The organism is Duganella aceris (genome assembly GCF_011090165.1).
GTDB classification, from domain to species: Bacteria; Pseudomonadota; Gammaproteobacteria; order Burkholderiales; family Burkholderiaceae_D; genus Rugamonas; species Rugamonas aceris.
Window position 1 is genome coordinate 451,317 of the sequence record NZ_JAADJT010000005.1, and the last position, 10,467, is coordinate 461,783.

The window sequence follows — 10,467 nt, forward strand, 5'->3', positions numbered from 1 at the left end:
ACGTTACAGCTTGGGCGGCACGTTGTTCGGGCCCCACCATTTTTTGTAATTGGCCTCGTAGGCGCCGGACTTGACGTAGTCGGCGACGAAGTTGTTGATGAACTGGAGCAGCGCCGGATCGCCCTTGGCGATGGCGATGCCGATCGGCGAATTCGCATACAGTCCCGGCAGCGTCTCCAACTGCGGGTTCTTGCTGGCGAGGTAGTCGAGCAGCGACGAATCCTCGACGCCGGCGTCGGCGCGCTTTTGCTGCAACATCAGCACGCCGTCCGGCGCGAAGGTGTCGGTGTAAATGAAAATCGCCTGCGGCGCGGCTTGCCGCAGAAAGGCGTCGGCTGTCGTGCCGCGTCCGACCACGACCCGCTTGCCGTTCAAATCCTTGACCGTCTTGACGCCGGCGCTTTTCTGCACGATCACGCGCAAACCGGCCTGGTTGTACGGCGCCGAGAAGTCCACCACGCGCGAGCGCTGCGGCGTGATCGACACATTGGCCACCACCACGTCCAGCTGCCTGGACATCAGCATCGAGATGCGGGCATCGCTCGACACATCCGAGAAGCGCACCGGCACGCCCAGCTTCGCCGCCAGCTGCGTGGCGACATCGACGTCGTAGCCGACCGGCTCGTTCTTCGCGTTGCGGAAGCCGACCGGTTCGCCGCCGAGCGAAACGCCGATGCGCACATAACCGCGGGCCTTGATTTCTTCGATGCGGCCGGCGACGGCGGAGCCCTGTGCCGCGATCACGGCGGCCAGTGCGACAGCTGCGGTGGCGGCGTAGCGTTTCAACGTATGCATGTGCTGTCCTTTGATGGTTTAAGCTTTGTCAGCGATGCGCAATTCCGGAGCGGCCATGCGCTCGTCCCAATACCAGTAGCGTATCTCTTCTTCGCAGCGGAAGCTCACGACTTTGTGATTGCCCTTGGCGTCCATGGCATGGATTACCACCCCGGCCAGGAAACCGGTGGTCAATTCACCCAGCTCCTCGACCGCCAGCTTGACGGCGTCCCCCAGCGAATGACCGAGGCGCAGCGCCAGCACGATGCTGCGCGAGGTCCCGCAGCGCATCGTCATCTCGCCGGTGTGGGTGCAGGCGGCGGCGCCGTAGCGGCTGTCCGCGTAAAACCCCGCGCCGACGATGGGGGAATCGCCCAGGCGGCCCGGATACTTCCACGCCCAGCCCGACGTCGACGTGACCACGCCGATGCCGTCGCTCGCGTCGCGGCCGAGGAAGACGGTGGTGTCGCGCACCCGTTCCGGGTCGGTGATGGCGTTGCTGAGCGGCGCCAGCGCAATGTCGGGGAAGGCCGCCAACTGCTCGGGCGACATCTCTTTTTGCAGGCGCTCCCACCAAACACGCTTGCTGTCCGGGTGCAGCGTCTCGTCGATAGCGAAGCCGCGTTCGGTCGCGAAGCGGCGCGCGCCGGCGCCCGTCAGCATCACGTGCGGCAAATTGCGCATCACTTCCAGCGCCAGCGCGGAGACGGGCAGGGTGGCCGGCACCGCGCCGACCGCGCCGACGTCGCGGGTGGTGCCGTCCATCACGCCGGCGTCGAACTCCATCTCGCCCAGCATATTGGGCCAGCCGCCGTAGCCGACGCTGCGCACCTTGGCCTCGCGCTCCACCTTGGCGATGCCGGCCACCATGGCGTCCAGGCCGGCGCCGCCGTCCTTCAATTGCGCCACGGTGGTATCGAAACCGGGCCAGGCCTCGGCGTTTGCAAGCAGCATTTTCATGATTTACTCATACGGGTAAGGAATTGGGTGATGCGCGGATGCGCCAGGCCGCCGTCGGCGGCGAAGAACTTCGCGGTCGGCAGGTCGGCCAGCAGACGGCCCTGGTCGAGGAATACGACGCGGTTCGAGATGGTGCGCGCGAATTCGATTTCGTGGGTCACGAACAGCATTGTCGTGCCGCCGGCCGCCAGCTTGGCCAGGATATCGAGCACCTCGCCGGTCATTTCGGGATCGAGCGCGCTGGTGACTTCGTCCAACAGCAGATAGCGCGGCTTCATCGCCAGCGCGCGGCAGATGCCGACCCGCTGCCGCTGGCCGCCGGACAGCTGGGCCGGGAAAGCGTCGGCGCGGTCGGCCAGGCCGACGGAGGCCAGCAGCGCGCGTGCCTGCTCCTCGGCTTCGCGGCGCGGCACTTTCAGCATCTCGACCGGCGCCAGCGCAATGTTTTGCAGCGCCGTCATGTGCGGGTACAGGTTAAACAGCTGGAACACAGTGCCCGAGCAGCGGCGCGCCTGCTGCAACTGCTTTGGATCGGCGACATCGAAGCCGTCGACGCTGATCGTGCCGCGATCCAGTTTTTCAAGGCCGTTGATGCAGCGGATCAGCGTCGACTTGCCCGAGCCGCTGGCGCCGAGGATGGAGACCACTTCGCCCGGCGCGATGCGCAGGTTGATCCCGTCGAGCACCGTGGTGGCGCCGAAGCTTTTGCCGACGCCTTCGATGTGAATCATGCTACAAGCCTTTCCAAGCGGTGTGGGCGCGCAAGCGCGTTTCGAGACGGGCGCAGGTCTTGGCGATCAGTTTCGCCATCAGGTAGTACAGCAGGCCGACCACGGTCCAGACGATGAATGGCTTGAGCGTGCGCAGGTTCAGGATCGCGCCCATGCGTGTAAGATCGAGCACGCCGACCACCGAGATCAGCGACGTCACCTGTAGCTGGTTGACCAGCAGCCCGGTCAAGGGGCCGAGGCCGAAGGCCGCAGCCTGCGGCGCCACCACGCGGCGCAACGTCTGCCAGCGGCTCAAGCCGAACACGCGCGCCGTCTCCAGCTGCTCCCGGCCCACCGATTCAATGGCGGAGACGGCGATGATGTAGATGAACGCGGCGGTGTTGCCGGACAGTGTGATGACAGCCGCCTGCACCGGCGTGATGTCTGTCTCCAGCAGCACCGGCAGACCGAAAAAGACCAGGAACAGCTGTACCAGCACCGGCGAGTTTTTCAACAGCTCGGCCACGGCGGCGAACAAGGGCGCCAGCAGCGGCACGCGGTAGTAGCGCAGCGTCGCCCATGTCAGTCCGATCGCGAGGCCGATCAGCGTCGTGGCGGCGAACAGCGCGGCCGAGACGCCCAGGCCCTGCAACAGCAGCAGGACATCGTTGGGGGTGAAGTCGGTGAAGCGCATCAGCCGTTGCCCATCGCACGGTCGCGGTTCAGGCGGCGGTGCAGGGCGCCGGCCGACAGCGACACCGCATAAGTCAGCGTCACGTAGGCCAGCAGCAGTACCGCGTACACTTCGAACGGCTGGAAGGTGTCGGCGGCGACGATCTTGGCGGCGCCGGTCAGTTCGTTGAGCGTGATGGCCGACAGGATGGACGAGGTCAGGATCAGGTTGACGAACACCGCGCCCAGCGGACGCACCGAGGTGCGCAATGCGATCGGCAGCACGATGCGGCGGTAGATCACAAGGCGCGACAGGCCGCTGACCTGGGCCGCTTCCAGCACGCCCGGCTCGATGGCCAGGATGCCGGCGCGGATCGCGTCGGAGGTGTATGCGCCGCCGGCCAGCGACAGCGCCAGCACGCCGGTGCTGAAGGCGTCGAGCTCCATGCCGATCTCGGGCAGGCCGTAGAACAGGAAGAACAGCTGGACGATGAAGGGGACGTTGCGGAACACGTCGACGTAGATCTCGGCAGCTCGGCGGGCCGGCGCCGACGCGGCGGTCCGCATCAAGGCGACGCATATGCCAAGCGCCAGTGCGCCGCTCAGGGCCAGCGCGCAAGCCAGCGCGGTCAGGCGCGCGCCGGCCGCGAGGTCGCCGAGATAGGGAGTGAGGATGGTCGGATCGAACGTCAAACGTACAGCTCCAGCTTAGCCGAGTGAAACCGGTTTCACTCCAATGCGGACGAGTGTCACACAAACCGGCGCGACTTTCAAGAGGGAGGGCGCAATCAGCTGCCGCCAGACGCCCGTGCCAATGCCGCTTTCAACGCCGCGACGCGCGCGCCGCTGGTCTGCCGACGCCCTGCGGTGTCGAAGCCGAAGGCCAGTTCTTGCGGCGATCCGGGCGGCGCCGCCACCGAGCAGGAGGCGTGGACCTCGCGCAACGGGAAGCGCTCCATCAACTGCCCGACGTTATCCGGCCCGATACCCGCGCCGGGCATGATGGTGATGCGGCCGGCGGCGGCGTCGAAACAGCGCTGCAAGCCGTCCATGCCCTGCGTCGCGGCCAATGCGCCGCCCGAGGTCAGGATGCGCTCGAATCCGAGATCGACGGCGTGGCGGGTGGCCAGCGCGATGTCCGGGCATAGATCGATGGCGCGATGTAGCGTGGCGGGCAAGCCTTGATCCCGCGCGTGGCGCAGCAGCCGCTCCAGCGTCTGCAGATCGAGATCGCCGCTGGCCAGCGAAGCGCCAAGCACTACTCCCTGCAAGCCCACGGCGGCCACGGCATCGATCTCGCCCAGCATCTGGTCGATCTCGATGCCGTCGTAGCAGAACGCGCCGCCGCGCGGACGGATCATCGCCACCACCGGAATGGGCGATGCCGATGCCAGCCGCAGCAGGCCCGCGCTCGGCGTCAGACCACCGGTCTCCAGCGCCGCGCATAGCTCGATGCGGTCGGCGCCGCCGGCGATCGCTGCGGCCAGCCCGTGCGTGTTGTCGACGCAGACTTCCAGCTTGATCGGGTGCCCAGTCATGGCGCGGCCTTTGCCGGGGCCGCAGCTTTGGCGAGGCCGAGCCAGGCAGCGCCGATCAGCCCCGGCTCCGCACCAGACTGGCCGGACACGATAATGGGCTGTGTAGTCTTGCGCAGGATCGCCCCGCGCACAGCGAGGTCCAAGCGGGCGATCAATGCTGCGCTGTTGGCTAGCCCTCCGCCGACCGGCAGCACCGAAGCGCCGATGGTATTGACCAGCATCGCCAGCGGACCGGCCAGCAGATCGATGAAGCAATCGATGGTGCGGGCCGCGTCGGCATCGCCGGCCTGCCATGCATCGACGATCTGCCGGCTGTCGAGCGCGATGGTCGCCGCGCCATGCAGCGCCATGTGCAGGCGCTCCAGCCCGCGCGCGCCGCCGACGGTATCCAGGCAGCCGATCTGGCCGCAGCCGCAAGCGAATCGCGGAATCGCCTGCGGCGGCGTGCCCGCAAAGTGCGCCGCCACCGGCCCATGTCCCCATTCCCCCGCGAAGCCGCCCGGGCCGCCGATCAAGCGACCGTCGATCACCAGGCCGCCGCCAACGCCGGTGCCCAATATCAGCCCGAAGACGTTGGCATGGCCGCGTCCCGCGCCGGCCTGCGTCTCGGCCAGCGCAAAGCAATCCGCGTCGTTGGCGATCCAGACCGGGAGATTGAATGCATCCTCAAGATCGGAGGCTAGCGTTCGGCCATCGATGCAAGGTATATTGGCGCACTTGATGCGGCCATCGGCGGGATCGATGACCCCGGCGATGGAGATGGCCACACCGCGCGGCACGGCGCCGGCGGAATCGATCAACGCGCGCATGGCGGCGACGAAGGCGTCGAAGTCGTTGGTGGGCGTCGGGACGCGGCGTAAAGGGCCGACCTGGCCGTCGTCGGCCGCGCCGGCGCACTTGATCGCGCTTCCGCCGATATCGAAACAAATAATCGTATGACTTTTCATGACGGGAATGATAGATGAAAAAGCTGATGTTGTATGCCTTGAGCGTACTTCCACTATCCGCACTGGCGGCGCCATGCCTGCCCACCGACGCGCTGATCGCCCGCGATTCGCAGTATGAGGAAGCGCTGCGCGTCGGCGACGTGCCGTTCCTGCGCGACCTGCTGGCCGACGAATACGTCTGGGTGCACACGCTGGGATCGCAGATCGAAACCAAGGCCGCGATCCTGGCCCGTTCCGAAAAGCCAGCCACCATCTACAAGGCCCGCACCACCAGCGAGGTCCACGCCCATGTGCAGGGCGACACCGTCGTGCTGCGCGGCCTGAGCACCGTCGATCAATGGAATAAGGACGGCAAGACCTTCCGCAGCAACCGCTATCAGTTCCTGCGCACCTATGTGAACGTCGGCGGCGCCTGCAAGCTGCTGGCGGTGCAGACGATGAAGGTCTGGTCCAGCGAGGCCAAGTAAATCAATGGAATCGAAGAACACCACCATCACCGGCGTCGCCCTGACGCGCGCCGAGCTTGAAGAGCATCTGTCGCAATCGGTACGCAACTTCGAATCGTGCAGCTTCGACGACGAAGACTTGTCGCGCCTGGACCTGCAAGGCTGCAGCTTCGAACGCTGCACCTTTCTCGGCACCACGCTGTTCGCCTGCAAAATGGCCGGCGTCAGCTTGCTGCGCTGCCGCGCCGGTGGCGCAGACCTTGAATCGGTCGACGCGGTCGACGCACGCTTCGAAGGCTGCGACCTGAATAACACCAAATGGCGACGGGGCAAACTGGCCGCCGCCACGTTCCGGGGCTGCAAGCTGACCGGCGCCTCGTTCGAAGAAGTGTCGCACCTGGCGGTCAGCTTCGAAGAATGCCTGCTGGTCGGCGCCGACCTGCGCGGCTTCTCGTTCAAGAAAACCACGCTGAAGGAGCTGGACTTCTCGGATGCCTACCTGGCCGGCTGCGACTTCCGCGACGCCGTGTTCGAAGGCGGCAGCCTGCGCAACGCCACGCTGAAGCTGGCCAAATTCCAGGGCGCCGATTTGCGCGGCACCGATATCGAAGGCGTCAAGCTGAACGAGGCCGGCTTGTTTAAAGGCGCGGTGATCTCCCACGCCCAAGCCGCAAGCTTCATGCGCGAGCTGGATCTGATCGTTATTTAGCGACCGGTATCACGGGTGGCTTGTTCTGATCCTTGAGCAGGAAGACGACGAATTTCGCCGGCTTGGTCTTGCTGGCGTTGCGTCCCACCGTGTGGATGTCGGTCGGGCCTTCATAGAAAATCTGGCCTGGGCCCAGCGTCTGCTCTTTGCCGCCTTTGACGCCCATGACGATCTCGCCTTCGAGGACATAAACGAAGCCGTGCGCATCGTGGCGGTGGATTTCGTCGTCGCCGGCCGGCGGATAGACGACCGTCAGCATGAGCACTTCCTTGCCTGGCATATCAGGCAAGGCCTTGGTCATCAGTTCCGTGACGATTTTCTTGGACGGGACTTCATGGGCATGGTTCTGGGCTTGTGCGCCGCCGGCGGCAAGCAAGAGAACGCAGAGGAGGCGGGAGAGGCGGAACATTGGCGGGTCCTTCATAGAAATCTCAGTGCGGCTGAGTACCGGTAGCGATTATCGCGCGCCGGATTGTAGGTAACAGCCGGGCCTCGCGGTAGACACGCATCGGTAAGCACTCTGGTGCCGCCTAAGCACCAATCGATCAATGTTCGCGCTTATCCTCCAGGAAGTGGCAGTGCATTTCCGCCGTCAGCTTCTCGATGCGTTGCGCCATGGCTTTCGTGATCTCCGTGAGTTCGGTGTTCTGACGGAGTAGTTCCAGCATCTGTTTGGATTGTTGGGCGGAAGCCAGGGAGATCGCCTCGCGGTGCTTGGCGTCGGCGTCCGAAAGCGCCTTGTCGCGCGACGCCTGGCGTGTTTGCGCGAGCAGGATCAGCGGCGCAGCGTAAGCCGCCTGCAGGCTGAATGCCAGGTTCAGAAGGATGAACGGGTAGACGTCAAACTTCACCAGTCCCGTCACATTGGCCGCGATCCAGCCGGCCACGAGGACGGTCTGCACGCCGAGAAAACCGGGTGTGCCGAATAGCCTGGCGAAGGCTTCCGCCTTGAGTCCGAACATATCGCCGCCGAAAGGCTTGGCCAGGTGTTCGTGCTCGCGATGAAAGCGTAGGTGGTCGACGTGAGCGTCGCCTGCGGGAGGTGGGATTTCAGAGGATTTCATGACGCCTTAGGAAGTGGCCTTGGTAAGCTTTGCGCAGATGGTACACTCGTTCAACGAAGCGCGACAGATAAACAACCACGTCCCGAGAGGCGCCGATGGATATTGGTATCGATGGACGGACCGACAAAGCGTCGCTGACCCGCGCACTGACCTTGCTGCCGGCGATGGCGCTGATCGTGACCAACGTCGTCGGTACCGGCATCTTCACAAAAACCCGCGTGATGACCTGTAACGTCGGCTCGCCATGGCTGGTGCTGCTGGCCTTTGCGGCGGCGGGCCTGCTGACGCTCGCGGGCGCGCTCACCTTCGCGGAACTGGGAGCGATGCTGCCCCGTTCGGGCGGCCACTATGCCTATATCGGCACCGCCTTCGGCCGTTTCTGGGCCTTCCTGTTTGGCTGGATGGAGACGTTTCTCGACGGCGCGGCCAGCATCGCCGCGATCGCCATGGTGTTCGCGGTATTCCTGAACGACTTGAGCGGCGGCGCGCTGTCGCCGGGCGAGGTGATGCTGGCCACGCAAGCGACGATCGCCGTCACGACTGCGCTGGCCTGCGCCTCGATGCACGCCAACGGCAGAATCTTCGCCGTGGCGACCGTGCTGAAGCTGTTATTGATCGTCGGGATAGGGGGCGCCGCCTTCTGGTACTCTGGCGGCTCGATCGCGCACTTCGCGGGCAACGCGGAAAGCGTCGCGTGCGCGGACGTCCCGGCGAGCGCGCGGGGCGGAGTCGCAGGCTTCGGCGCGGCGATGATCGGCGCCTTGTGGGCATATAACGGCTGGGCCGACCTGTCCTTCGTGGCCGAGGAGGTGCGACGCCCTGGTGTCACGCTGCCGCGCGCGATCATTGGCGCCAGCGTGTTGATCATCGCGCTCTATCTTTTTGTGAACGTCGGCTATTTCTTCGCGCTGGACGCCAAGACGATCGCCGGCTTGCCCGAAACCGCCTCGGTGGCTGGCGCGGTCCTGGCGCGCGTGGCCGGCGCGGGCGGCGCCTCGCTACTGATCGCCGCGATGCTGATCTCGACGGCTGGCGCGCTGCATTCGACATCGCTGTCGATCGCACGCATACCCTTCGGCATGGCCCGCGACGGCTTGTTGCCGGCATGGCTGGCGACCGTCTCGTCGAAAAGCAGGGCACCGGTAAATGCCACGCTGGTGGTGGGCGTGTGCGCGGGACTATTTGCGCTTTCCGGCACGTTCGACGCGTTGAGCGACATGATCGTGTTCGCGCTGCTGTTCTTCAATGGGCTGGGCGTCGCCTCGGTGTACGTGCTGCGTCGCGCGCTGCCGCAGATGGATCGGCCTTATCGGGTTCCGGGCTATCCGTTGGTGCCGGCGGTATTCATTGTGGTTAGCGCCGCGTTGATGCTCAACACCTTGCTATCCGCGCCCGTCCGCGCTTTGGCGGGTGCGGCGCTGGTTGCTGCAGGCATCCCGGTCTACTTATACTTCGCGAGGCAAGCGTCGACACGAGCAGGCAAGCATCCAAACTAACGATCAAATATCATGCAGACTCAATTCAGGCGGGCGACATCGGCGGACATACCAGCGATGTCGAAGATTCGGCTCGACGTCAAAGAAAATGTGCTCTCCGATCCGAGTCGCATCACACTGCAAATGTACGAAGATTATCTTGAGCTGTCGGGACGCGGCTGGGTCGCCGCAGTCGACGGCGAGGTCGCAGGCTTCTGCTACGCAGCCAGCAAGGACGCGTCGATCTGGGCGTTGTTCATATCGCCGCAGTACGAGGGCAGGGGACTCGCCAAACAACTGCTGGCGATGGCGGTTAAGTGGCTGTTCGAACAAGGCTGGCCGCAGGTCCGATTAAGTACCGGAGCCAGAACGAGAGCAGACCGTTTCTACGTCGCGCAAGGATGGATCCGCGAGCGGATCGAAGGAAACGAAGTTTTCTATCTGCTGCCACTCGGCATTTGGCATTCGTAATGGAGCTGCGGGGCGTGTCAACGCGCCTGGGGAGTTAGGTCGGCGTGGGATTTGGTGAGCTTCTCATTTTCGCAAGATGGTATTCTTGTCTATCGGCCGAGTGCCGTCAGAAGCGTTCCTTAAACAACCGTGTAAAGGCGCGATTGGCATAGTTATCGGCAGAATGGATAGAAGGAGAGTATTCACATTTAACACGGAGGATATATGAGAAAAGCGATGGTTTTAGCGGCCATATTGTCGCTATCCGGTTGCGCAACGACCCATGAACAGTTGACTGAGCGAGCTCAGCTTACGCGGTCGGCGTCAGTGGCGACAACGAATACGGCCTGCGCTTACGTAGGCGACCAGTTGAATTGCAGGTCTTACGTCAATAAAATAACTCCTGCCGAAGTGGCGAGGTAGAAGCCGCGTAGCGACTAGGAGCGGTCCCCCTTCGGCTCTCCGGCTGATGGTGGGTGGGCAACGCAGCCTCATTTGAGATTCCATGACCGTCCGCAATGGAGCGGCATCAGCCGAGAGTAAAAACTGTAAGTTTTGCATATGGGCAAGCTGCTATGCTGAACGTTGTCGGCCGAGTTTGAGATAGCCCCCTGATTCACCGTACACGGCCTATGCGCTATTCTTACGGATAGGAATAGGACTGTGCATATGACTAGGAACAAGCAAACAATCGAGGTTGTAACGGTAAGCGAAGAGCGCCG

General features: G+C 64.1%; 13 protein-coding genes. 4 read left to right on the forward strand and 9 right to left on the reverse strand.

The features are described 5' to 3' along the window. Positions 1–3: 3 nt before the first annotated feature. The 7 genes from GW587_RS13750 to GW587_RS13780 form a co-directional block, all read right to left on the reverse strand. Positions 4–795, reverse strand: a complete 792-nt coding sequence (locus GW587_RS13750) for a transporter substrate-binding domain-containing protein (RefSeq protein ID WP_166103701.1) — start codon at positions 793–795, stop codon at positions 4–6. 18 nt (positions 796–813) lie between these two features. Then, the gene (locus GW587_RS13755; RefSeq protein WP_166103704.1) at positions 814–1,734 is read right to left on the reverse strand and encodes an isoaspartyl peptidase/L-asparaginase; all 921 of its coding nucleotides are present in this window, start codon (positions 1,732–1,734) and stop codon (positions 814–816) included. Continuing rightward, entirely contained in the window at positions 1,731–2,465 is a 735-nt protein-coding gene (locus GW587_RS13760) for an amino acid ABC transporter ATP-binding protein (protein ID WP_166103707.1), read from the reverse strand. Before GW587_RS13760 ends, GW587_RS13755 begins: the two co-directional genes overlap by 4 nt. A gap of 1 nt (position 2,466) precedes the next feature. After that, a complete protein-coding gene (locus GW587_RS13765) occupies positions 2,467–3,138 on the reverse strand; it encodes an amino acid ABC transporter permease (RefSeq protein WP_166103710.1) in 672 nt (223 codons plus the stop codon). After that, entirely contained in the window at positions 3,138–3,809 is a 672-nt protein-coding gene (locus tag GW587_RS13770) for an amino acid ABC transporter permease (RefSeq protein WP_166103712.1), read from the reverse strand. Before GW587_RS13770 ends, GW587_RS13765 begins: the two co-directional genes overlap by 1 nt. Before the next feature lie 95 nt (positions 3,810–3,904). After that, the gene (locus GW587_RS13775; protein ID WP_166103715.1) at positions 3,905–4,654 is read right to left on the reverse strand and encodes a copper homeostasis protein CutC; all 750 of its coding nucleotides are present in this window, start codon (positions 4,652–4,654) and stop codon (positions 3,905–3,907) included. Further along, positions 4,651–5,601 (reverse strand): ROK family protein, encoded by a 951-nt coding sequence (locus GW587_RS13780; RefSeq protein ID WP_166103717.1) that lies wholly within the window; start codon positions 5,599–5,601, stop codon positions 4,651–4,653. Before GW587_RS13780 ends, GW587_RS13775 begins: the two co-directional genes overlap by 4 nt. 14 nt (positions 5,602–5,615) lie before the next feature. Here GW587_RS13780 and GW587_RS13785 point away from each other — a divergent pair, with 14 nt between their 5' ends. Next, a complete protein-coding gene (locus GW587_RS13785) occupies positions 5,616–6,068 on the forward strand; it encodes a nuclear transport factor 2 family protein (protein WP_166103720.1) in 453 nt (150 codons plus the stop codon). 4 nt (positions 6,069–6,072) lie between these two features. After that, on the forward strand, positions 6,073–6,756 hold the full coding sequence (locus tag GW587_RS13790) for a pentapeptide repeat-containing protein (RefSeq protein ID WP_166103723.1): 684 nt from the start codon (positions 6,073–6,075) through the stop codon (positions 6,754–6,756). Here the strand turns inward: GW587_RS13790 and GW587_RS13795 are convergent. Both GW587_RS13795 and GW587_RS13800 read right to left on the reverse strand, forming a co-directional pair. Further along, positions 6,749–7,165: a cupin domain-containing protein gene (locus tag GW587_RS13795; RefSeq protein ID WP_166103726.1), complete on the reverse strand. Its 417-nt coding sequence runs from the start codon at positions 7,163–7,165 to the stop codon at positions 6,749–6,751. The two genes, GW587_RS13790 and GW587_RS13795, sit on opposite strands and share 8 nt — an antisense overlap. A gap of 136 nt (positions 7,166–7,301) precedes the next feature. Beyond that, complete coding sequence (locus tag GW587_RS13800) at positions 7,302–7,820, reverse strand: DUF1003 domain-containing protein (protein WP_166103730.1); 519 nt, start codon at positions 7,818–7,820, stop codon at positions 7,302–7,304. 95 nt (positions 7,821–7,915) lie between these two features. On the opposite strand from GW587_RS13800, the gene GW587_RS13805 reads away from it, so the two are divergent. Together GW587_RS13805 and GW587_RS13810 are read left to right on the forward strand one after the other, a co-directional pair. Further along, complete coding sequence (locus GW587_RS13805) at positions 7,916–9,316, forward strand: APC family permease (RefSeq protein WP_166103733.1); 1,401 nt, start codon at positions 7,916–7,918, stop codon at positions 9,314–9,316. A 12-nt stretch (positions 9,317–9,328) separates the two neighbouring features. Next, the gene (locus GW587_RS13810; protein WP_229259434.1) at positions 9,329–9,766 is read left to right on the forward strand and encodes a GNAT family N-acetyltransferase; all 438 of its coding nucleotides are present in this window, start codon (positions 9,329–9,331) and stop codon (positions 9,764–9,766) included. Positions 9,767–10,467 lie beyond the last annotated feature (701 nt).

What these genes read in the sequence shown, in the direction of transcription:
- GW587_RS13790 (WP_166103723.1), top strand. Translation starts at nt 6,073, where the DNA reads ATGGAATCGAAGAACACCACCATCACCGGCGTCGCCCTGACGCGCGCC.
- GW587_RS13795 (WP_166103726.1), bottom strand. Translation starts at nt 7,165, where the DNA reads ATGTTCCGCCTCTCCCGCCTCCTCTGCGTTCTCTTGCTTGCCGCCGGC.
- GW587_RS13760 (WP_166103707.1), bottom strand. Translation starts at nt 2,465, where the DNA reads ATGATTCACATCGAAGGCGTCGGCAAAAGCTTCGGCGCCACCACGGTG.
- GW587_RS13800 (WP_166103730.1), bottom strand. Translation starts at nt 7,820, where the DNA reads ATGAAATCCTCTGAAATCCCACCTCCCGCAGGCGACGCTCACGTCGAC.
- GW587_RS13810 (WP_229259434.1), top strand. Translation starts at nt 9,329, where the DNA reads ATGCAGACTCAATTCAGGCGGGCGACATCGGCGGACATACCAGCGATG.
- GW587_RS13805 (WP_166103733.1), top strand. Translation starts at nt 7,916, where the DNA reads ATGGATATTGGTATCGATGGACGGACCGACAAAGCGTCGCTGACCCGC.
- GW587_RS13750 (WP_166103701.1), bottom strand. Translation starts at nt 795, where the DNA reads ATGCATACGTTGAAACGCTACGCCGCCACCGCAGCTGTCGCACTGGCC.
- GW587_RS13780 (WP_166103717.1), bottom strand. Translation starts at nt 5,601, where the DNA reads ATGAAAAGTCATACGATTATTTGTTTCGATATCGGCGGAAGCGCGATC.
- GW587_RS13755 (WP_166103704.1), bottom strand. Translation starts at nt 1,734, where the DNA reads ATGAAAATGCTGCTTGCAAACGCCGAGGCCTGGCCCGGTTTCGATACC.
- GW587_RS13775 (WP_166103715.1), bottom strand. Translation starts at nt 4,654, where the DNA reads ATGACTGGGCACCCGATCAAGCTGGAAGTCTGCGTCGACAACACGCAC.
- GW587_RS13785 (WP_166103720.1), top strand. Translation starts at nt 5,616, where the DNA reads ATGAAAAAGCTGATGTTGTATGCCTTGAGCGTACTTCCACTATCCGCA.
- GW587_RS13765 (WP_166103710.1), bottom strand. Translation starts at nt 3,138, where the DNA reads ATGCGCTTCACCGACTTCACCCCCAACGATGTCCTGCTGCTGTTGCAG.